Origin of the sequence: Chromatium okenii, assembly GCF_016583745.1 — a bacterium.
In the GTDB taxonomy this organism is placed as follows: Bacteria; Pseudomonadota; Gammaproteobacteria; order Chromatiales; family Chromatiaceae; genus Chromatium; species Chromatium okenii.
Map to the genome: position 1 here is coordinate 1 of NZ_NRRQ01000022.1, position 21,768 is coordinate 21,768.

The 21,768-nt window shown below is 53.5% G+C and carries 14 protein-coding genes and 2 pseudogenes; 7 read left to right on the forward strand and 9 right to left on the reverse strand.

From position 1 onward, the window contains the following. The 4 genes from CKO12_RS09525 to tsaD form a co-directional block, all read right to left on the reverse strand. On the reverse strand, positions 1–1,198 hold a 1,198-nt coding region (locus CKO12_RS09525; RefSeq protein ID WP_200154513.1), incomplete at its 3' end, for a hypothetical protein. 5 nt (positions 1,199–1,203) lie between these two features. Beyond that, positions 1,204–2,889 carry a hypothetical protein gene (locus CKO12_RS09530; protein WP_200154514.1) on the reverse strand — a complete coding sequence of 562 codons (1,686 nt, stop codon included), beginning with the start codon at positions 2,887–2,889 and terminating at the stop codon, positions 1,204–1,206. Between the two features lie 5 nt (positions 2,890–2,894). Continuing rightward, positions 2,895–5,300 (reverse strand): hypothetical protein, encoded by a 2,406-nt coding sequence (locus CKO12_RS09535; RefSeq protein WP_200154515.1) that lies wholly within the window; start codon positions 5,298–5,300, stop codon positions 2,895–2,897. Positions 5,301–5,399: 99 nt separating this feature from the next. Beyond that, the gene (gene tsaD, locus CKO12_RS09540; RefSeq protein ID WP_200154516.1) at positions 5,400–6,425 is read right to left on the reverse strand and encodes a tRNA (adenosine(37)-N6)-threonylcarbamoyltransferase complex transferase subunit TsaD; all 1,026 of its coding nucleotides are present in this window, start codon (positions 6,423–6,425) and stop codon (positions 5,400–5,402) included. Between the two features lie 98 nt (positions 6,426–6,523). Between tsaD and CKO12_RS09545 the strand changes: the two genes are divergently transcribed. The 6 genes and pseudogenes from CKO12_RS09545 (at position 6,524) to dnaG (ending at position 13,391) form a co-directional block, all read left to right on the forward strand. Further along, on the forward strand, positions 6,524–9,538 hold the full coding sequence (locus CKO12_RS09545; RefSeq protein WP_200154517.1) for a chemotaxis protein CheB: 3,015 nt from the start codon (positions 6,524–6,526) through the stop codon (positions 9,536–9,538). Positions 9,539–9,795: 257 nt separating this feature from the next. Then, positions 9,796–10,116: pseudogene (locus tag CKO12_RS15380) on the forward strand (PAS domain-containing protein); the annotation flags it as partial. A 114-nt stretch (positions 10,117–10,230) separates the two neighbouring features. After that, positions 10,231–10,800, forward strand: a pseudogene (locus CKO12_RS15385) (diguanylate cyclase domain-containing protein); the annotation flags it as partial. Positions 10,801–10,895: 95 nt separating this feature from the next. Then, positions 10,896–11,111: a 30S ribosomal protein S21 gene (gene rpsU, locus CKO12_RS09555; protein ID WP_007041206.1), complete on the forward strand. Its 216-nt coding sequence runs from the start codon at positions 10,896–10,898 to the stop codon at positions 11,109–11,111. A gap of 144 nt (positions 11,112–11,255) precedes the next feature. Further along, on the forward strand, positions 11,256–11,699 hold the full coding sequence (locus CKO12_RS09560; protein WP_200154519.1) for a GatB/YqeY domain-containing protein: 444 nt from the start codon (positions 11,256–11,258) through the stop codon (positions 11,697–11,699). Positions 11,700–11,720: 21 nt separating this feature from the next. Further along, on the forward strand, positions 11,721–13,391 hold the full coding sequence (gene dnaG, locus CKO12_RS09565; protein WP_200154520.1) for a DNA primase: 1,671 nt from the start codon (positions 11,721–11,723) through the stop codon (positions 13,389–13,391). A 37-nt stretch (positions 13,392–13,428) separates the two neighbouring features. Here dnaG and CKO12_RS09570 read toward each other — a convergent pair whose 3' ends face one another. Further along, positions 13,429–14,670: a L,D-transpeptidase gene (locus tag CKO12_RS09570; RefSeq protein ID WP_200154521.1), complete on the reverse strand. Its 1,242-nt coding sequence runs from the start codon at positions 14,668–14,670 to the stop codon at positions 13,429–13,431. Positions 14,671–14,821: 151 nt separating this feature from the next. On the opposite strand from CKO12_RS09570, the gene CKO12_RS09575 reads away from it, so the two are divergent. Beyond that, on the forward strand, positions 14,822–16,066 hold the full coding sequence (locus CKO12_RS09575) for a metallophosphoesterase (protein WP_200154522.1): 1,245 nt from the start codon (positions 14,822–14,824) through the stop codon (positions 16,064–16,066). A gap of 160 nt (positions 16,067–16,226) precedes the next feature. On the opposite strand, the gene CKO12_RS09580 is transcribed toward CKO12_RS09575, so the two are convergent. From CKO12_RS09580 to dprA, 4 genes are all read right to left on the reverse strand, one after another. Further along, on the reverse strand, positions 16,227–17,498 hold the full coding sequence (locus CKO12_RS09580; RefSeq protein ID WP_200154523.1) for an O-acetylhomoserine aminocarboxypropyltransferase/cysteine synthase family protein: 1,272 nt from the start codon (positions 17,496–17,498) through the stop codon (positions 16,227–16,229). Positions 17,499–17,707: 209 nt separating this feature from the next. Then, the gene (topA, locus tag CKO12_RS09585) at positions 17,708–20,023 is read right to left on the reverse strand and encodes a type I DNA topoisomerase (RefSeq protein WP_200154524.1); all 2,316 of its coding nucleotides are present in this window, start codon (positions 20,021–20,023) and stop codon (positions 17,708–17,710) included. A 45-nt stretch (positions 20,024–20,068) separates the two neighbouring features. Beyond that, positions 20,069–20,545, reverse strand: coding sequence for a Smg family protein (locus CKO12_RS09590; protein WP_200154541.1), 477 nt, complete (start codon positions 20,543–20,545; stop codon positions 20,069–20,071). Between the two features lie 80 nt (positions 20,546–20,625). Beyond that, positions 20,626–21,759, reverse strand: a complete 1,134-nt coding sequence (gene dprA, locus CKO12_RS09595; RefSeq protein ID WP_200154525.1) for a DNA-processing protein DprA — start codon at positions 21,757–21,759, stop codon at positions 20,626–20,628. Positions 21,760–21,768 lie beyond the last annotated feature (9 nt).

Here is a 21,768-nt window from a genome sequence, read left to right on the forward strand (position 1 = left end):
CATTCAACCAAGTGGGTTTAATTAAACGGCGCACCGCAAAGATGACGGCGGCTTGCCAAAGATTATCAGGATTGACATAAAAACCATGCCCGCCGCTGTACACAGAAGAAAATAAAACCGTTTGCTGGGTAGCATGTTGCAGATCATTAACGCCGCAATACATGTAGGCAATTGCCTTGTCAGACCAAGTTGAAATCCACGCCTTGCCAGTAGTTGGAATCACCGCATTTTTTAACGGTACCACTGCAACCGTATTTGCTGGTGGACGTTTTAACCACACATTCAAATAACTGCTGCTGGGTAAACTATAAAAACGCTTCTCAGCACTTGGTTGTAAATGTTTATCAAACACCGCAACGGAGATGGCAGTGATTGGCGTTTTTTGCCGCGCAGTTTGATCCGTGTTCCAGATTAAAAAACCAATCGGAAAATTGCCTTTCAACCCTGCAAAAACCTTGCTGGGCAGCACAAAACCACCCAGATATTCAGCATTCCAAACCTGTCTAAACTTCTCAAAATTCGGCGCGTTAATATATTTGAGAGTGCTAAATACCGCGACGATTGCCGTTGGGAGTTCCAGCGCAATTCTGGCTAAACACTGCGTAAACAATTCATTGCGGGCTTTGCCGTAATGCGCCATTGCTGTAGCAGCAAATTGAGTTTTTGCCACGCCGGTTTTATTTTTAGCACCAGAACCAGTTGCAGGATTATCGGCGTTTGTCGCCTCCGCATACGGCGGATTGATTAACACCACAATCTTTTTGCCGTGAATTGCATCGCGCAACGCTTGCGGCACTTTATTGGTGAGGCTGTAATCAATTCTGCCATCAGAAGTAATATCATCATTCAAATAATCATATTGAAAGCGCGTGGCGGCAACGCAGGTTTTCGTTGCTCGCATCACCTCAATATCCGCAACATCTAACGTGCTCATAAATACATTGCGGTGATTGGAATGCTTGACTTCTAAATTGCCAACGCCGCAGCACATGTCCCAGACGAGATAATTTTGCTGCCAGTTCTTTCCCAACACCTCGGCGAGTTTGTCATAAGCCCGCTCCACCACAATGAGTGGCGTATAATACGCGCCCTTAAAACTGCGCTCATGCGCTGGAATGAAATTATCGCTGTGTTCTAATAAACACTGCGGCGGCAGTTGTGTCTTGCAAACGGTTTCGGAATCAATGGCTGTGATCATAATGCTCACCGTCTTAAAAAACCCAATTCATACACCAGCGGCTGCAATTTATCGCTCAAGGTTTTATATGCCAATTCAAACGCAGCAAAACTCACCGGCAATTCATCGCCGCTGTCATTGCGCTTTTTCAAAGCGTTGCGGAGTTGATACCAACCGACATCAGGGCGATTGAGTTTTAATGCACTGCGCACAGTGTGATTATCAACCTGAGCGAAATATGCCAGCCACAGTTGTTTGCCTGCTGCGAGCACCGCTTTTGCTTCAGGTGACTGCTTTTTGCCTTTCAAATAGCGCACCATAAAATCAGATTCAAACCGCGCTGGTGCGTTGACCTCGGTTTCCGTAAACGGAACAAAATGATTGACGATTGACCACGTTGTGCCATTCCATTCTAAACCATCGGCACTGGCGGTGAGATTGCTGCCGTTAAGCAGCATCCAGATCAAACAATCGTGTTTAAATTCATCCGTTAATTCACCAGTTGGCTGTAAAAATTGATCGCGGTCATTCAACCAAGTGGGTTTAATTAAACGGCGCACCGCAAAGATGACGGCGGCTTGCCAAAGATTATCGGGATTGACATAAAAACCGCCATCATGCCCAACTCTATACACAGAAGAAAACAATGCGGTTTGGCTGGCGTGTTGCATATCATTGCTATCACACAGCATGTAAGCAATTGCATTATCTGACCAAGTTGTTCTGCTGATTTGTGATGTTGCGCACGAAACCGCATTTTTCAAAGCCACAGCATCCGCTTTATTAGGCTTTGGTCGAATGATCCAACTGTTAAGAAAAGTGATGTTCGGTAAATTGTAAAAGACTTTCTCTCCAATCGGTCGTGTATTTCTATCAAAAACTTCAACGGAAATCGCGTCAAACGACCGTTTCTTTTTGGCGTTTTGATTGGTTTTCCACACCAAAAAGCCAATCGGAAAATCACCTTTCAAGCCATCAAATTCCTTGCTATGCACGACAAAGCCGCCAAGATATTCTGCGTTCCAAACCTGTCTAAACTTCTCAAAATTCGGCGCGTTGATATACTTCAACTTGCTGAATATCGCCACTGTTGCTGTTGGTATTTCTAGCGCAATTCTAGCTAAACACTGCGTAAACAGCTCGTTGCTGGCTTTACCATAACGATTCATTGCTGTTGCGGCAAACTTTGTTTTTGCCACGCCAGCCTTATCTGTACAGCTAACATTTGTTCCCGCTTCCGCATACGGCGGATTGATTAACACCACAATCTTTTTGCCGGCGTGAATTGCATCGCGCAACGCTTGCGGCAGTTTATTGGTGAGGCTGTAATCAATTTTGCCGTCAGCAGTAATATCATCATTCAAATAATCGTATTGAAAGCGCGTGGCGGCGACGCAGGTTTTCGTTGCGCGCATCACATCAATATCCGCAACATCTAACGTGCTCATAAATAAATTGCGGTGATTGGAATGCTTCACTTCTAAATTGCCAACGCCGCAGCACATATCCCAGACGAGATAATTTTTCTGCCAGTTCTTTCCCAGCACCTCGGCGAGTTTGTCATAAGCCCGCTCCACCACAGTGAGCGGCGTATAATACGCGCCCTTAAAACTGCGCTCATGCGCTGGAATGAAATTATCGCTGTGTTCTAATAAACAATGCGGCGGCAGTTGTGTCTTGCAAGCGGCTTCGGAATCAATGGCTGTGATCATAATGCTTACCGTCTCAAAAAACCCAATTCATACACCAGCGGCTGCAATTTATCGGTCAAGGTTTTATATGCCAATTCAAACGCAGCAAAACTCACCGGCAATTCATCGCCGCTGTCATTGCGCTTTTTCAAAGCGTTGCGGAGTTGATACCAACCGACATCAGGGCGATTGAGTTTTAATGCACTGCGCACAGTGTGATTATCAATCTGAGCGAAATATGCCAGCCACAGTTGTTTGCCTGCTGCGAGCACCGCTTTTGCTTCAGGTGACTGCTTTTTGCCTTTCAAATAGCGCACCATAAAATCAGATTCAAACCGCGCTGGTGCGTTGACCTCGGTTTCCGTGAACGGAATAAAATGATTGACGATTGACCACGTTGCGCCATTCCATTCTAAATCGTCGGCGCTGGCGGTGAGATTGCTGCCGTTAAACAGCATCCAGATCAAGCAATCGTGTTTGAATTCATCCGTTAATTCACCTGTCGGCTGTAAAAATTGATCGCGGTCATTCAACCAAGTGGGTTTAATTAAACGGCGCACCGCAAAGATAACAGCGGCTTGCCAAAGATTGTCGGGATTGACAAAAAGACCTCTTCCGCTACCAAATCCAGATGAAAGAAGAAAAACTAAACTAGATTGCTGTAAATCATTTCCAGCTATATTTATCCACGCGATGGCATCATTTGACCATTTAGTGCCCCTTAAATCTTTGGTTGTTGTAGCAGGTGTTACTGCATTTTTTAATGGGATAACTTCAGTTGCATTTTTTTTGGGGCGTTCAATCCAGTTGGTCAACAGCTTCTCATTCGGTAAATTATAAAAGTTTTTTTCACCGATAGCTTGTGTAGTCTTATCAAAAACCTCTACGCAAATATCAGTAATTGGCTGTTTATTTTTAGTCAACTGATCGGTTTTCCACACCAAAAAGCCAATCGGAAAATCACCATTCAAGCCATCAAATGCTTTGCTGTGTACAACAAATCCGCCTAAATATTTTGCATTCCAAACGCTACGGAAAACGTCCATCGTTTGCGAACTGACATATTTTAACGTACTGAACATTGCCAGCGTTGCAGTAGGCATTTCTGTTGCAACTCGCGCCACAAACTGAGTAAAAAGTTCGTTACTGGCTTTGCCATACACTGCCATTGCAGTTGTGGCAAATTTAGTTTTTGCCACGCCTGTTTTACTCGCTTGTGCCTTGCCTCCAGAACTCACATTATCTGAGCTTGTTGCCTCCGCATACGGCGGATTCATCAACACCACAATCTTTTTGCCGGCGTGAATTGCATCGCGTAATTCTTGCGGCAGTTTATTGGTGAGGCTGTAATCAATCTTGCCGTCAGCGGTAATATCATCATTCAAATAATCATATTGAAAGCGCGTGGCGGCAACGCAGGTTTTCGTTGCGCGCATCACATCAATATCCGCAACATCTAACGTGCTCATAAACAGATTGCGGTGATTGGAATGCTTCACTTCTAAATTGCCAACGCCGCAGCACATATCCCAGACGAGATAATTTTTCTGCCAGTTCTTTCCCAGCACCTCGGCGAGTTTGTCATAAGCCCGATCCACCACATTGAGCGGCGTATAATATGCGCCCTTAAAGCTGCGCTCATTCAAAGGAATTAAACTATCGCGCCGTTCCAATAAATAGTTGCGATGTTCTTCTTGCGGCGGACGATGATAAATTGCCCAAAACCGGCGATAACCTTCTTTATTCCCCAATTCGCAAACCTTGCCCTCCAACATAAATGCTGGCTTGCCGTCTACAAAAATTAACTTGGCGGGAATCTCTTGATAAGATGATACGGTGCCATCATTCATAATGTCGGCAAAAAAGAGCAGCGCATAATCATCTGCGCTCACGCCATGAATCTCGCGCCCAATCATCGTGACCCATTTATCAAATACCTGCTTCAAATTATCCGGCGTGATTTGAATCCGAATGATTTCGCCAGTTTGAATGGCAGTTTTGATGGTGGCAATAAATTCGTCTTCGTGCGTTTCTAAACGAAACGAGACAAAATAGGTGCCGATATATGCCGAAACCGCTTCCAAGGCTTCCGGCGTGTATTTGCTGGCGGATTTGCCCCACGGAATCGTTTTCTTGGCTAAAAACGGCAGCACGTCTGCGCTTTTCATTACCGCAGCTTTTTCAGTATCAATCACTGCCAATAACGGTGGAATCGGCTCACCTTTATTCAACGCATCCTGCACATAATGCAGCAATTGCGTGAACATCGCATAACTGGAATGCTTGCTGGTGTCCTTCGCTTCAAACCAGATTTCATTGGTTTGCAAATCAATTAAACCCTTGGTGTAGCTTTTTAAGCCCAAGGCTTTAATATACGCATCTTTCACATCTTCTTCACTGCGCACGTTTTTCAGTTCAGCGTACAGCGTCATTGGTGAATACTCACAAAAAAAGGTGAGATAATAATAGCGTTTTTTGCGAAACTTTGCTCGCTTCAAAACGCTATTGTTCACGACATAAAAGTCCAAACGTTATAACGGCGGCAATTCAGATAATTGCCAACGCGCTCGCGGTGTGAATTGCAATGGTTCGGATTGACCAGCCATTAAACGATGCCAACCTGCGAATGCGATCATCGCGCCGTTATCGGTGCAAAAACTCAAACGCGGATAAAAAGTTGTGGCGCGATCCGCGTGCAGCGCCGCCGTCAAGCGTTCGCGCAGCCGCTGATTGGCGCTGACGCCGCCGGCAACAATCAGCCGCCGCTGTCCGGTTTCGCGCAGCGCCCGCCGACATTTGATGATCAGCGTATCGACCACCGCGTCCTCAAACGCTCGTGCAATATCGGCGCGAGTTTGCGCGGGATCGGCAGCTTGGGGCAGCTCGTGCTGTAACGTATTGAGTGCAAAAGTTTTTAAGCCGCTAAAACTGAAATCTAAGCCGGGGCGGTCGGTCATCGGACGCGGAAAGCGAAACCGCGTCGGGTCGCCCAATTCGGCGAGCTTTGCCAATTCGGGCCCGCCCGGATACGGCAAGCCGAGGATTTTGGCGGTTTTATCGAACGCTTCGCCGGCCGCATCATCGACCGATTCGCCGAGCAGCCGATAGCGCCCAATTGCTTGCACATCAATCAGTTGCGTGTGTCCGCCAGACACGAGCAGGGCGACAAACGGAAATTCTGGCGCGGGTGTTTCGAGCAGCGGCGCGAGCAAATGCCCTTCCATGTGGTGAACGCCGATGGCGGGCACGTTCCAGCCCCACGCGAGACTGCGCCCCAGCGCCGCGCCCACCAATAACGCGCCGATCAAGCCGGGCCCGGCAGTAAATGCCACGCCGTCAATCGCGCTGGCGAGAAGTCCAGCTTCATCAAGCACTTGTCGAATCAGCGGCAGCGTTTTGCGAATGTGATCGCGGGACGCCAGCTCGGGCACGACGCCGCCGTAGGGCGCATGGAGCGCGACTTGGCTGTAGAGTGAATGCGCCAGCAGTCCGCGCTCGCCGTCATAAATGGCAATTCCCGTTTCATCACAGGATGTTTCAATTCCTAATACGCGCATGGTTTTCGTCCAGAATAAATGTGATGTAGTTAAAAGTTATTTAATGAACAACGCCTTATTATTAGGCGTTGTAATGGCGGCTCACTCACGAGAATTGGATGACAACTCACAAAGAAATTGCATTGATACCGAATGAAGCCGCGCCCATTGCGCCAGCAGAAAACGCGCTGCCGCCATTGGACAATTTCCCCATCGTGGGCATTGGCGCTTCCGCTGGTGGATTGGCGGCATTCGAGGCGTTCTTTTCGGGAATGCCGGCCGATACTAATCCCAATATGGCGTTTGTATTGGTGCAGCATTTAGCGCCCGATCACAAAAGTATTCTCACCGATTTGATTCGGCGCTATACGCGGATGCAGGTCTTTGAAGTGAAAGATGGCATGGTGGTGCAGCCCAATTGCGCTTACATCATTCCACCCAACCGCGATATGTTATTCGTCAACGGCGCACTGCAATTAATTGAACCCATCGCTCCGCGTGGGCAGCGGCTGCCGATTGATTACTTTTTCCGCTCGCTGGCGCTTGATCAGCACAGCAAAGCCATCGGCATCGTGCTGTCTGGCACCGGCAGCGATGGCACGTTGGGCGTGCGGGCGATCAAAGGCGAGGGCGGTTTGGTGATGGCGCAAACGCCAGATTCCACCGAATACGACGGAATGCCGCGCAGCGCCATTGCCACTGGCTTGGTGGATTACGAGCTGCCGCCAGCGGAAATGCCCGCCCAACTCATCGCGTATGTGGTTCACGCTTTCAGTCGCCCGCGCAACTCCGGCACGCTTTTGGCTCCGCACACTGACCGCGCTCTGCAAAAGATTTTTGCGCTGCTCCGCGCCCAAACTGGCCACGACTTTTCGCAGTACAAACCCAGCACCATTCATCGCCGTATTGAGCGACGGATGGCGGTGCATCAGGTCGATAATCTCTACAGCTACGTCACGCAATTGCAGCAGATTCCCGCCGAAGTGGAGGCGCTATTTCGTGACCTGTTAATTGGCGTGACCAACTTTTTCCGCGATCCCGCCGCGTTTAATTACATTCAAGAAACGGTGATTCCGGCGCTCTTTGTCAATCGCTCGCCCGATACGCCGATCCGCATTTGGGTCACGGGTTGCTCCACTGGTGAGGAAGCCTATTCGCTCGCCATGTTGCTGGCCGAACAGCAGGAGACGCAGCGGCAGCGGGTGCGGATACAGATTTTTGCAACCGACATCGACAGCCAAGCCATCGCGTTTGCTCGCGCTGGTGTTTATCCCGCCAGCATCGCCGTTGACTTGTCGCCGGAACGCTTGGAGCGATTTTTCACGCTGGAGCCGGGCGGCGATGCGTATCGGATTCACAAAACCGTCCGCGATCTGCTGATCTTTTCGCCGCACAGCCTGATTAAAGACCCGCCGTTTTCCAAACTTGATCTGATTAGCTGCCGCAACTTGTTGATTTATCTCGGCGCGGAGTTGCAAAAAAAGCTGATTCCGCTGTTTCACTACGCGCTCAAACCCGGCGGAACGCTGGTGCTGGGCACCTCGGAAACGGTGGGCGAATTTCACGATCTGTTTGGTGTACTCAATCGCAAACAGAAAATTTATCGACGCCAAAACGATCATTTCGGGGCACTGCGCCCGTCGCTGGAGCGGTTTTTACCGCCGATGCTGGCAGCCGATGCGGTCGCGCATCAGTCGCCGCCGCCCGCCAAACCCACCGCGTCCGCGCTGCCGTCACTGCGCGATATGACCGAGCAGGCGTTGCTGCAAGCGGTCACGCTGGCTGCCGCGCTCGTCAATGCGCAGGGCGACATTCTCTATTTGCACGGGCGCAGCGGTCAGTATTTGGAGCCGACGCCGGGCGAAATTGGCGTCAACAATCTGCTCAAAATGGCGCGAGAAGGGTTGCGGCACGAGCTGACGCTGGCGCTGCATCAGGCAGTGGAAACGCGGGAGACGGTGCGGCGCAGCGGGCTGCGGGTGAAAACCAATGGCGATTTTATCCGTGTTGATTTAAGCATTCGCCAAGTGATGACCACTGCGACTTTTAGCAATGACGTATTGCTGTATTTAGTGATATTGGAACCAACGCCAACCGTTGCGGCAGCGACATTGGCAATGGCGTCATCTGAAAATGCCGCTGCAAATACTGAATTAAATACGAACGTCGATGCGCGGATTGTGGCGCTAAAACAGGAATTGCACGCTAAAGAGGAATTTCTCCAGACTTCCAATGAAGAATTGGAAACCATCAATGAAGAATTGAAATCCTCTAATGAGGAAATGCAATCGGTTAATGAAGAATTGCAATCCACCAACGAGGAGCTGGAAACGTCCAAAGAGGAATTGCAATCTGTCAATGAAGAATTGGCGACGGTCAATGCCGAATTGCAAAACCGCGTGGCGGATTTATCACGCGCCAATAACGATATGAATAATTTATTGGCGGGTACGGGCATCGGCACAATTTATGTCGATCATCAATTGCGCATCTTGCGTTTTACGCCAGCGGCGACGCAGATCATCAATTTGATTTTGAGCGACATCGGACGCCCGGTTGGGCACATTTTGTCCAATCTGGTCGGCTATGACCGGCTGGTGACGGACACGCAGGCGGTGCTGGACTCGCTGATTCCCCGCGAGCTGGAAGTGCAGACCACGACTGGCGTGTGGTACGCGCTGCGGATTCATCCGTATCGCACGTTGGAAAATGTGATTGAGGGCGCGGTGATTACCTTTGTCGATCTCACTGAAATCGTGCAGGCGCGAGAATCGTTGCGCCAATCCAACGACATGCTGCGGCTGGCGGTGATTGTGCGCGATGCCCACGATGCCATCACGATGCAGGATTTAGAGGGGCAGATTTTGGCGTGGAATCCCGGCGCGGTGCGGCTGTATGGCTGGAGCGAAGCTGAGGCGCTGCGGATGAATGCCCGCGAGCGCATTCCAGTTGCACGGCGAGCGGATGATTTGGCGCGGATGCCGCCGCTGCACCCGATTGGCAAGCTGGAGCCGTTTTGCAGCCAGCGCCTGACCAAAGAAGGGTCTATTTTAGAAGTCTGGATCAGTGCGACTGCGCTGATTAACGAGGCGGGGCTGGTGTACGCACTGGCGACGACGGAATGGGCGCGTTAAGCGCAGTGTATGAAACAGCGGATGTTTAAGATGTTGAAAAACAGCAGTATTGATCAAAACAGTTGCACTGGTCTGGGCGCACCGGCGCAGTGTTAATCCCACCATTCAGCACTGAACAGGTGTTGCGCCAGCAAGCCGAACAGCGCATTCGGGATGGCGCGGAACCTCCGCCGCTGGTGGCAGATTTAGCGACGCTCGCGCCCGCCGACATTCAACACATCATCCATCAACTACGGGTGCATCAGATTGAATTAACGATGCAAAACGAGGAGTTGCGGCACGCACAGGAGGAAAATGAGGCGATTCGGGCGCGTTATTTCGATCTCTACGACCGCGCTCCGGTCGGCTATTGCACGCTGTCTGCAACCGGATTGATTTTAGAAATCAACCTGACGGCGGCGGTGATGCTCGGCGTACCGAAAGGCGCACTGCTCGGACAGTTATTCACGCGCTTTATTCTCAACGACGATCAAGATTGCTTTTATTTGTACCGCAAACAGTTGGCGAAAACTGCCGCCACGCCACGAGCCGATTTATTCAGTCGCGGGTTAGCGGGTGCGCCGCAAAGCTGCGAGCTGCGCATGGTGAAGGTGGACGGCGCGTTGTTTTGGGCGCGGCTGGAGGCGACTACCGATCTGCATCCGTCAATCACTCAGTGGTCGATTCCTGCCGAAGCGCCCGTCAACCGCGTCGTGCTGAGTGACATCACCGCGCTCAAGGAGTATCAAAACCAGCTTGAACACATCGCCTATTACGATCCGCTGACCACCTTGCCAAATCGGGTGCTGCTGGCAGATTGTCTGCGGCGCGATATGGCGCAGACCGCACAGCGCGAGCAGCGGTTGGCGTTGGTCTATCTCGATCTCGATGGATTCAAAGCGATTAACGACACGCACGGACATGACGTTGGCGATCAGTTTTTGATCGTGATCGCAACGCGGATGAAACAAACGCTGCGGCAGGGCGACACGCTGGCGCGGCTGGGTGGCGATGAGTTTGTCGCCGTACTCATTGATTTAACAACCGAAGATGATTGTGTGCCGCTGCTGACGCGCTTGCTGACGGCGGCTTCCCAGCCGGTGCTGATTGGCGAGATGACGCTGCAAGTTTCAGCCAGCATCGGCGTCACGTTTTACCCGCAGGCGGAAATGGTGGACGGCGATCAACTGCTGCGCCAAGCGGATCAAGCCATGTATCGGGTCAAATTGACCGGCAAAAATCATTACCAGTTTTTTTTGACCGACCAGAATGGCGTGTCTTGAGCGCCAAGATTTTGCAATAGCCGTCTGCTTTCCGTTAAACTCATCAATCTTTTTTACTCAAACTCTCTCGATTTGGAGATTTTTAAGGACTATCTATGCCCAGCGTCCGCGTCAAAGAAAACGAACCATTTGAAGTCGCTATGCGGCGTTTTAAGCGTTCCTGCGAGAAAGCAGGCGTGCTGGCCGAAGTGCGCCGCCGTGAGTTTTATGAAAAGCCCACCTCAGAGCGCAAGCGCAAAAAAGCTGCTGCTGTCAAGCGTCACCAGAAGAAATTGCAACGTGAATCCCGGCGCTGGGAACGTCCTTATTGAGACATCAGCGCAGCGCGAGCGCGTATTCATGCGCTCACGTTGCGGGTTTTAAGTCCCGTCTCCCGCCGTCAAAAATCCAATCGCCATTGCCGACGATTGGATTTTTTGTTTCTACTCATCTGTATTTTTAATAGAGAACTGTCCATGCTCAAACAACGTATTCAAGATGACATGAAAACCGCCATGAAAGCGGGTGATAAAGTGCGCTTGGGCGTGATTCGTTTAATTCTTGCCGCCATTAAACAACGTGAAATAGATGAGCGGATTGAATTAGATAACACGCAAATTTGGACGGTGCTGGATAAAATGCTCAAACAGCGCCGCGATTCGATCACGCAATTCGCTGCTGCGAAACGCGAAGACCTCGCCGAGATCGAACGTTTTGAGGCAACCGTGATTCAAAGCTATTTGCCTATGCCGCTGACCGAGGCTGAAATCGCCGAGTTATTGGACATCGCAATCACCGCCACCAGCGCCACTGCCATGAATGACATGGGAAAAGTGATGAACATCGTCCGTCCGCAGGTGCAGGGTCGCGCCGAGATGGGTGCGGTGAGTGCCTTGATTAAACAGCGTTTAAGCAGTTAAGCCGCCGCGCTGCCCGTTGCAATGGCCGGCAGAATCCCCCCCGAATTTATCGACAACCTGCTGGCGCGAACCGATATTGTTGAGCTGATCGGTTCCCGCCTCGCGCTCCGCAAAGCCGGACAGAATTATCAAGCCCTCTGTCCGTTTCACGACGAAAAAACCGCCTCGTTCAGCGTCAACGCCGACAAACAGTTTTATTACTGCTTTGGCTGCAGTGCGACCGGCAGCGCGATTGGTTTTTTAATGCAATACAACCACTTATCGTTTCGAGAAGCGGTTGAAGAACTCGCTGCTCGCCTCGGCGTTGACGTTCCGGTTGAGGGCAGCGCCAGCACTCCCGCGCCCGATTACACCCCGTTATTTCATCTGCTCGAACAGGCGACGGCGCTGTATTGCCACCAGTTGCGCCAGCACCCTGATGCTCCCGCCGCCGTGACCTATCTCAAACAGCGCGGCGTCAGCGGTGCTATCGCCGCTCGCTATCAACTCGGCTTTGCGCCGCTGCGCGGCAATCCAATTCTGACCCAATTGGGCGAGGACGCGCTGCGGCGCGAGCGGCTGCTGACCGTTGGCTTGGTGAGCGAGAAAGAGGGGCAACACTACGACCGCTTCCGCCATCGCATCATCTTTCCGATCCGCGACCGGCGTGGGCGGGTGCTGGGTTTTGGCGGGCGCGTGCTGGATGATACCAAACCAAAATATCTCAACTCGCCAGAAACGCCGCTGTTTCATAAAGGGCGCGAGCTGTACGGGCTGTGGGAAGCGCAGCAGGCGACGCGCCAATTGACGAGTTTGGTGGTGGTGGAGGGTTATTTAGATGTGATTGCGCTGGCGCAGTTTGGGATCACCAACGCCGTCGCCACGCTCGGCACCGCCACCACTGTCGAACAACTGCAACTGCTGCTGCGCACGGTGTCCGATGTGACCTTTTGTTTTGATGGTGATCGCGCTGGACGTGCGGCGGCGTGGAAAGCACTCGACACCGCGTTGCCGCTGCTGACCGGACAACACACGCTGCGCTTTTTAGTGCTGCCAGAAAGCGACGATCCCGACAGCCTGATTCGGCGCGAGGGCGCGGACGGATTCAGCGCCCGGCTGACACAAGCGCCGGTGTTATCTGACTTTTTATTTGCGCATCTCGCCGCGCAAGTCGGGGAATTGCGCAGCACGGAAAGTCGCGCTCGGTTTGCCAATGTCGCAGATCGGTTGCTGCAAAAAATTCCGGCGGGCGTGTACCGCGATTTATTGCAACAACGGCGGGTGGAGCTGACTGGCGCACTCCCGCCAGCGCCACGTCCGGTGGTGAAAGCGGCAGCAAAAAAGGGCAGTTGGGGCGATTTTCAACGCCCGTCGCGGATCGCGCAGCTCGTCGCGCTGTTATTCGATCATCCTGAATTGGCGGCGACGGCGAACACGATTGATCCAGCATGGCGACGTTTAACGGAGCCGGGTGTGGCGGTGTTAAAACAGATGTTAGATGTATTAGCAACGCATCCAGAAATGACTAAAGCGATGCTATTAGAACGCTGGCGCGAGCACCCACATTTTGCGTATTTGCAACAATTGAGTGTCGCGCCTTTTGTGCAGAATTTAGCGGATGGAGATGTGGCTGCTGAATTCCACGACGCGCTCAATCGTATGAGCGCAGAAGTGAAAAAAGCCGAGCATGTGCAAGAGATGAATCCGCGTTAAACGCGGATGTGCTTGCAATGCTAATTCAGTACTCACGTCACGCGGCTGGCGCTCCAGCCGGTGCCGCATCCGCCGGAGGCGACGCGGGAGCCGGAGCTGGCGCACTGATCGGCGGTGCCGGTGCAGGTGCGGGCGGCGGCGCTACCGGAGCTGGTGCTGGAGCGGGCGGCGGAGTCACAACCGGCGCTGGAGCTGGTGCCGCAACTGGCGCTGGCGCAGTGGGTTTTTCTGGCATCGGCAACGGAATCACCGGCGGCGGCGGGGCTGCACTCGCTGGCGCTGCCGGCGTCACGGGCGCAGCGGGTGGCGCAACTGCTTCGGCACGTGCCGCAACGGGTTGTTGACTGGGCACCACTGCGACTGACGGCGCGGCTGCCGCCGTCGTCGCAGCGGCAGCTTTAGCGCGTGCCGCTGCTGCTTTTTTCGCTGCATTCGCGGCGGCAATGCGCCGAGCGCGGGCTTCACGCGCCGCTGCTTCTTTCGCTGCCGCTTTTTTCTCAGCCGCCTGTCGTTGTGCCGTGACCTGCGCGGTTTGCGCCGCTTCAGTGCGCTGTTTTTGCGCATAATTGCCATAACTCGGCCCGTTGCCGTTGATGGCAACTTCGGTGCCAATTGACACATGGTTAAACAATACCGGTGCCAATTTGCTGGGCAGGCGGATACAGCCGTGCGATGCCGGTGAGCCGGGGTTGGGAATGGGGCCGGCGTGTAGCCCGACGCCATCGCCCGTCAGCCGCATGAAAAAGGGCATGTGCGCTCCCTCAAACCGTGAGCCGGCTGGAATGGAATCGCGCCCCATTTTGGCATTGGTGCGAATGACGGAACCGCGTCGGCTCAATACCTTGCCATACAAATTTGAGCGTTTGTTTTCGACTTTCTCAATGACGTTGAATTGACCGGTGGGAGTGGGATAATTCGCTACGCCGGTGGCGACCATACTCCAGCCCAATTCATCATTGCCGGCATAAAAACGCGCTTTTTGTTTATCGGTATCAATTGTGATCCGCGACACGCGCCGCCCGTTGCCATTCCATTCAAACAAGGCGCTGGGCGCGAGTTTCACTTCTTTGATGGGTTCCTCCGGCGCGGCGTCAGCGAGAACGGTGGTCGCAGGCGTGGCTGCTTCTGACGGCTGGGCGGCGACCTCGGACGGGACGGGCGCGGCGTCAGGTTGCAACAGTTTGGGGAGACCGGCGCAGGCGGTGAGGGTGGGCAGGAGTACGAGTGCCAGCGCCAGTGGCGGGATGCGTAAATAGGGGGGAGAAGTCAAATGATTCATAGTGATAACAGTAACCTTGGGAACGTGAACCAGCGGTTCATGATGAATTTTCAATGGGTGCTAGGATAACGCGGCACTGCGTTACTGACATCATCACGTCAACTTCAATCAACGTTTTCAAGCGCCAGCACCCGCATTTCAGGAGGAAAAAGTGAAATTCATCCACGCAGCCGATGTGCATCTTGATAGTCCTTTGCGCGGTTTGGAACGCTACGAAGGCGCACCACTTGCTGCGCTGCGCTGTGCTACGCGGCGGGCATTTGAAAACCTGATTACGCTGGCGCTGACCGAAGCGGTAGATGTCGTGGTGCTGGCGGGCGATCTCTACGATGGCGAGTGGAAGGATTATCGCACCGGCTTATTTTTCGCCCAGCAAATGGCGCGACTGCAAGCTGCCGATATTCCCGTGTGCCTCATCGCGGGCAATCACGACGCCGCCAGCCACATCACTCGCGTACTGCGGCTGCCCAAAAACGTCCACGTTTTCGCCACCACCGCGCCAGAAACCAAGGTATTTGAATCGCTCGGCGTTGCCGTTCACGGGCAAGGATTCGCCACGCGAGCGGTGACTGATGATTTGAGCCGCAATTATCCGCTGGCGCATTCAGACCTCTTCAACATCGGCGTGTTGCACACGGCGCTCGATGGTCGCCCCGGCCATGAACCTTACGCCCCGTGCAGCATCGCTGGGCTGCGCTCGCAGGGTTATCACTACTGGGCGCTGGGGCACGTTCACCAGCACAGCATCATCAGCCAAGCACCTTGGATCGTGTATCCCGGCAACGTGCAGGGGCGACATAGCCGCGAACTCGGTGCCAAGGGCGCAGTGCTGGTTGAAGTCAGCGATGGCGCAGTCAGCAGCGTCACCTTTCACTCGTTGGATGTGGTGCGCTGGGCGCAGTGCGTGATTGATCTGAGCGCGGTCGCCAGTCTTGATGATGGTTATGACGCCATCGAAGCGGCACTCCGCGCTGCGAGTGTGCAAGCGGAGGAGCGGCTGCTGGCAGTGCGGGTGCGTCTGAACGGAAACTGCGCCCTCCACGCCCAGCTTCATGCCCATCACGATCAAATCGTTAACAACGTGCGGGCGCTAACCAACGGTCTGGGTGCGAGCGAGGTGTGGCTGGAGCGCGTGATGATTGAGACCACTTCGGCCGCTGCGCCAGCGGTGGCGGATCGTCACGACGCGCTGGGCGATTTGCTGCGGCTGATCCGCGATCTGGAACTGGATCGCGGGCGTCAAACCGCGCTGGTGCAGGAAGTGGAAGACCTCAACACGCGCTTACCGGCGGAGCTGCGCGGCGGTGATGATGCGTTTGATCTCAGCCAACCTGCGGTGTTGCAAGGCTGTTTAGACGAGGTCAAGGCGCTGTTGATGGAGCGGCTGTTGGGTTGATCGCGGCCGCTTTTCTATTTTTAGGAGTGACGCAGTTGTCAGTTGAAAAACTAAATAAAGTGGCTGGTTATTTGTCAATCTTTTTTTAAGCAACAGCTTAAATAAAGCATCACTCAACTTTAACGCGCATTCACTGACAAATTTCAACTATTTTTTAGTTTCAATCCTGCAATGCTTGTTCTAAATCAGCAATGATGTCGTCGATATGTTCAATGCCAATTGACAGCCGAATTAAATCCTCACTCACGCCAGCTCGCGCTAATTCTGCCGGTGCCAATTGGCGATGCGTCGTAGTTGCCGGATGACAAGCCAAGGTTTTTGCGTCACCAATGTTGACCAACCGCACTGCCAATTTTAGCGCGTCAATGAATCGCGCCCCCGCTGCGCTCCCGCCGTGAATGCCAAACGATAAAATTGAACTGGCTTTACCGCCATCCATATATTTTTGCACCAGCGGATAATCCGCATGATCCGGTAAACCCGCATAACGCACCCAACTCACTTTGGGGTGATCCTGTAAATAGTGCGCAACCGCCAGCGCATTTTCACAATGCCGATCCATCCGCACATGAATACTTTCAATTCCTTGCAAAATTAAAAAGCTATTAAAGGGTGAAATCGCCGCACCCATATTGCGCAGCGGCACCACGCGGGCGCGACCGATAAAGGCTGCGGCACCAAAAGCTTCGGGATAGACCACGCCGTGATAAGAAATATCGGGTTGATTTAACAGCGGAAACCGCTCGGCATGTTCTGCCCAAGGAAAGCGCCCCGAATCAACCAACGCGCCAGCAATGGTGGTGCCATGCCCGCCCATGTATTTGGTCAGCGCGTGGACAACGATGTCTGCGCCGTGCGCAAACGGGCGACACAGATACGGCGTCGGCACCGTGTTATCGACGATCAACGGCACCCCGTGCGCGTGTGCCATGTCCGCAATCGCTTGAATATCCGCCACATTTCCCGCTGGATTGCCGATTGATTCACAAAATACCGCTTTCGTGTGCGCATCAATCTGCGCCGCCATCCCCGCGACATCGTTGGGCGCAGCAAAGCGCACTTGAATCCCCAAACGCGGCAGCGTGTGCGCAAACAGGTTGTAAGTGCCGCCGTACAGCGTGGACACCGCAATGATGTTGTCGCCAGCTTGGGCGAGCGTGAAGATCGCCGCCGTCACTGCCGCCATGCCCGATGCCAGCGCGAGTGCGCCGACGCCGCCTTCCATCGCCGCCACCCGTTGCTCCAATACATCGCTGGTGGGATTCATCATCCGCGTGTAAATGTTGCCCGCGACTTTCAAATCAAATAAATCCGCGCCGTGTTGCGTATCATCAAACGCATAACTGGTGGTTTGATAAATCGGCGTTGCGGTTGCTTTGGTGGTCGGATCAGGAGCAAAACCGGCGTGAATGGCGAGCGTTTCAATTTTCATGGCGCGATTCTCAATAAAATGGGAGCAAGCTAGGAGTGACGCGATTGCGATACAAAATTGATTGAGTTGTCAGTTATCAGTTAAAAACACTAAAAAAGCTGCTGAATTGTTGTCAACTTTTTTTAATCAACATTAAAAAATCACCACTCATTTTTTAATGCGCTTCACTGACAACTGATAACCGCCAACTGACAACTGTTTTCAACCGCTTATTGTGCAGCGGGATTTGACGACGGCGCTGGCGTTTCCGCCACTGCTTCACGATAACCGCATTCTTTTTGTGGACAGACTTTGACTGCGCCGCGCACCTTCGTCACCTTGAGCGTCAACACGCCCCACCCGCACTGCGGGCACGGTTCGGCGATTGGCTCATCCCACAACGCATAATCACAAGTCGGATAAGTCGAGCAGGAATAAAACAATTTGCCGCGCCGTGATTTTTTCTTTTGCAGCGTACCGGTATGACATTGCGGACAGGTGATGCCGGTATCTTCAGGTTTTTCCAACGGTTCAATATGTGTGCAAGTCGGATAAGTGCTACAGCCAATAAATTTGCCATAACGTCCGCGCTTGATTTCCAATTGCGATCCGCATTGCGGACACGCCCGTCCTTCCACGATTTCCGGCGCAGTGGCGGCATTGGTATCGGCATTGAGATCGCGGGTGTAATTGCAATCGGGATAATTGGTGCAGCCAATAAAACGCCCATTGCGTCCCAGTCGAATAGATAACGCGCCGCCACATTTCGGGCACAACTCATCAATTTTTTCTTGCGTCACATCGCTGCGTTTTACATGCGCTTGCGTGTAATCGACCAAACTCTTAAACGGTTTCCAAAAATGATCCAGCAACGGAATCCAATCTTCTTCGCCCCGCGATACCGCATCCAATTCATCTTCTAATCGTGCCGTGAAATCATAATCAACATACGCAGTAAAATACTCAGTTAAAAAACGATTGACCACGCGCCCGACATCAGTCGGCGCAAAACGTTTTTTATCCAGCGTGACGTATTCACGATCTTGCAATGTCGAAATAATCGAAGCGTAAGTAGACGGACGCCCAATGCCGAATTCTTCCAGCGCCTTGACCAGCGATGCTTCGGAATAACGCGGCGGCGGCTCGGTGAAATGCTGCTCGGCGCGCAGCGCCAGCAACGTCACCTGCTCGCCGACCTGCATCTCCGGCAGCATCCGCTCCTCATCATCATCGGCGCTGCTGGCGTCATCGCGCCCTTCCAAATACACGCGCATAAAGCCCGGCGCAGCAATTACCGCACCGGTCGCTCGCAACAGATGATCGGAATCACCGGCGCTGAAATCTACTGCGACTTGGTTAATTAACGCGTGTGCCATTTGACACGCCAGCGTTCGTTTCCAAATCAATTCGTATAACCGCAATTGATCGCTACTGAGCGCCGTTTGGAGTTGCGCCGGCTCGCGCTGAATTGACGTGGGACGAATTGCTTCATGCGCTTCCTGCGCATTTTTGGCTTTCGTTTTGAATAAGCGCGGCTGCTCCGGCACCTCCGCAGCATCGTATCGCTGGGCGATATACGCCCGAATTTCTTCCAGCGCCTCCTGCGCCAAATTCACCGAATCGGTGCGCATGTAGGTAATCAGCCCCACCGCCTCGCCGTCCACATCAACGCCTTCATACAACTGCTGCGCCACGCGCATCGTGCGCTGGGCGGTAAAACCGAGCTTGCGAGCGGCTTCCTGCTGCAAAGTGGAAGTAATAAACGGCGGCGCGGGATGACGTTTGCGCTGTTTGCGTTCGACCTGAATCACCAGCAACGTGCCGCCAGCCGCCTGTTCCAGCTCCTGCCGCACCTCCGCTGCTCGCGTCTCATCACTGATGCTGAACTGCTCCAACTTATTGCCCGCAAAATGCGTCAGCTTGGCGGTAAATGGCTTGGTCTCTTTCGCAGCATCAGCCTCCAGCGTCCAGTATTCCTGTTGGACAAAGGCTTCGATCTCATTTTCACGTTCACAAATCAGCCGCAGCGCCGGGCTTTGCACCCGTCCGGCCGATAGCCCGCGCCGAATTTTGCGCCACAGCAACGGCGATAAATTAAAACCGACCAGATAATCCAACGCTCGCCGCGCCTGCTGTGCATTCACCAAGTCATACGACAGCTCTCGCGGATTGGCGACCGCTTCCTGCACTGCGCGTTTGGTGATTTCGTGAAACACGATGCGATGCACCGGACGTTCACCGATCTGGCGGCGATCTTTTAATAATTCGTAAAGATGCCACGAAATCGCTTCGCCTTCCCGATCCGGGTCAGTCGCTAAATACAGCGCACTGGCTTCTTTCAGTTTTTTAGAAATGGCTTGAACGTGCTTTTCATTCCGTTCGATGAGTTGATATTTCATCGCAAAGCCATTGTCGGGATCGACTGCGCCCTCTTTTGGCACCAGATCGCGCACATGTCCGTAAGAGGCAATCACCTCAAACTCAGCGCCGAGATACTTTTTAATGGTTTTCGCCTTGGCGGGCGATTCGACGATCACGAGATTCATGGCATTTTTCATTCAGAAAAGGGGCGGAAAAGCACAGCAGAACGTTTAATGCAAATAAGCGGCTTCGTCGTTGTAAAGCATTCCCTCCATTTGAGAAAACGCATCTTCTCGACCGGGACGATTCATCAACACCAATAACACCACCCATTTCACTTCGTCCACTGTCACCAAGGGATGATCAATTGCCAGCAAGCGGTCAATCGCTAATTCACGGCTGGCGGGATCGAGAATCGCGTTTTGCTCCAAAAACAGCAAAAAACCCCGTGCATCGACATCGAGCTTGGCGCATTCGTCGCTGGTGTAAATCCGCAGCGAGCCAGCAGCGCGGTCGTGCGATTGCGGCGCCTCCACGCCGAGCGCCAGCTCATCAAGCCAATGCAGCGCCTTGTCGATCTCTCGTTTACCAAATCCCACCTGCGCCAGCTCCGCCTCCAATTCACCCTGATCGACGGGGGGTTGGCTGTCGCCGTCCATGTAATTCTCATACAGGTAGATCAAGACATCGACCATATTCATTTCCAGTTCCATTTCGCCCACCAACCACGCTACAGCGGCATTCTTGCGCCGCGCTTGCAACCAATATCGCGCTTCAATCACCGGAGCTAACGCCCGCGAATGCGACTGTAACGACCGCCTGCTTCAGATGATACATGACCGCTCAATTCTAAAACCAACAAGATCGCCGACACCTGTTGCGCGGAAAAACCGCTGCGTTCAATCACTTCGTCAGGAGCAACGGGATCAAATCCCATCGCTTTTAACACCGCCCGCGACTCCGCATCCATGCCTGCCAAGTTGTCTGCTGCCACCTCAGCCGGCGCGTCAACTGTCGCAGTGGTCGCCAACGCCAGCCGCAGTTGCGGCGCAAGTTCGGCGAGGATGTCAGCGGCGGATTCCACCAATTTTGCCCCGTCGCGCAGCAGCGCGTGGCAGCCTCGCGCCAGCGGATTGCGAATTGAGCCGGGCACAGCGAACACCTCGCGCCCCTGTTCTGACGCAGTGCGGGCGGTAATCAGCGAGCCGCTTTTGAGCGCCGCCTCCGTCACCAACACGCCCAAACTCAAGCCACTGATTAACCGATTGCGGCGCGGAAAGTTCTGCGCCAGCGGCTCTGAGCCGGGCGGAAATTCGCTGACCAGTGCGCCGTTGTCGGCGATGCGCCGGGCTAAGGGGCGATGCGCAGCGGGATACACGCGATCCAAGCCGGTGCCGAACACGGCGATGGTGCGGCCGCTTTCCAATGCGCCGAGATGCGCCGCGCCGTCGATGCCCTGCGCCAGCCCGCTGGTGATGGTCAAGCCGTAGCCGGTGAGATGACGGGCGAATTCTTGGGTGATTTCAATGCCGCTCGGCGTGGGATTGCGGCTGCCGACGATGGCGATTTGTGGCTCGGCTAACAGCCGCACGTCACCGCGCACATACAGCACCGGCGGCGCGTCGTGAATGTCAGCGAGCTGCGGCGGATAACGGGGATCGGTCAGCGTGAGCAGATGGGTGTTGGGCTGGCACAACCACTGCTGCACGCTCGGCAGCAGCGCGGGTTGCGGATTTTTGATGGCGGCGATGCTGGCGGCTTTGAGACCAACGGCGGCGAGTTGCGCGATGGATGCGCCCTGAATCACGGTGGGGCTGCCGAAATGCTCCAGCAATTTGGCGACAGTGCGGGCACCAACGCCGGGCGCTTCCACCAGCGCCAGCCACGCCGCCAGCGTGTCGTCATCACAAAGAAGTGACATGCGCGGCGC

What these genes read in the sequence shown, in the direction of transcription:
- CKO12_RS09530 (WP_200154514.1), bottom strand. Translation starts at nt 2,889, where the DNA reads ATGATCACAGCCATTGATTCCGAAGCCGCTTGCAAGACACAACTGCCG.
- CKO12_RS09535 (WP_200154515.1), bottom strand. Translation starts at nt 5,300, where the DNA reads ATGACGCTGTACGCTGAACTGAAAAACGTGCGCAGTGAAGAAGATGTG.
- tsaD (WP_200154516.1), bottom strand. Translation starts at nt 6,425, where the DNA reads ATGCGCGTATTAGGAATTGAAACATCCTGTGATGAAACGGGAATTGCC.
- CKO12_RS09545 (WP_200154517.1), top strand. Translation starts at nt 6,524, where the DNA reads ATGACAACTCACAAAGAAATTGCATTGATACCGAATGAAGCCGCGCCC.
- rpsU (WP_007041206.1), top strand. Translation starts at nt 10,896, where the DNA reads ATGCCCAGCGTCCGCGTCAAAGAAAACGAACCATTTGAAGTCGCTATG.
- CKO12_RS09560 (WP_200154519.1), top strand. Translation starts at nt 11,256, where the DNA reads ATGCTCAAACAACGTATTCAAGATGACATGAAAACCGCCATGAAAGCG.
- dnaG (WP_200154520.1), top strand. Translation starts at nt 11,721, where the DNA reads ATGGCCGGCAGAATCCCCCCCGAATTTATCGACAACCTGCTGGCGCGA.
- CKO12_RS09570 (WP_200154521.1), bottom strand. Translation starts at nt 14,670, where the DNA reads ATGAATCATTTGACTTCTCCCCCCTATTTACGCATCCCGCCACTGGCG.
- CKO12_RS09580 (WP_200154523.1), bottom strand. Translation starts at nt 17,498, where the DNA reads ATGAAAATTGAAACGCTCGCCATTCACGCCGGTTTTGCTCCTGATCCG.
- topA (WP_200154524.1), bottom strand. Translation starts at nt 20,023, where the DNA reads ATGAATCTCGTGATCGTCGAATCGCCCGCCAAGGCGAAAACCATTAAA.
- dprA (WP_200154525.1), bottom strand. Translation starts at nt 21,759, where the DNA reads ATGTCACTTCTTTGTGATGACGACACGCTGGCGGCGTGGCTGGCGCTG.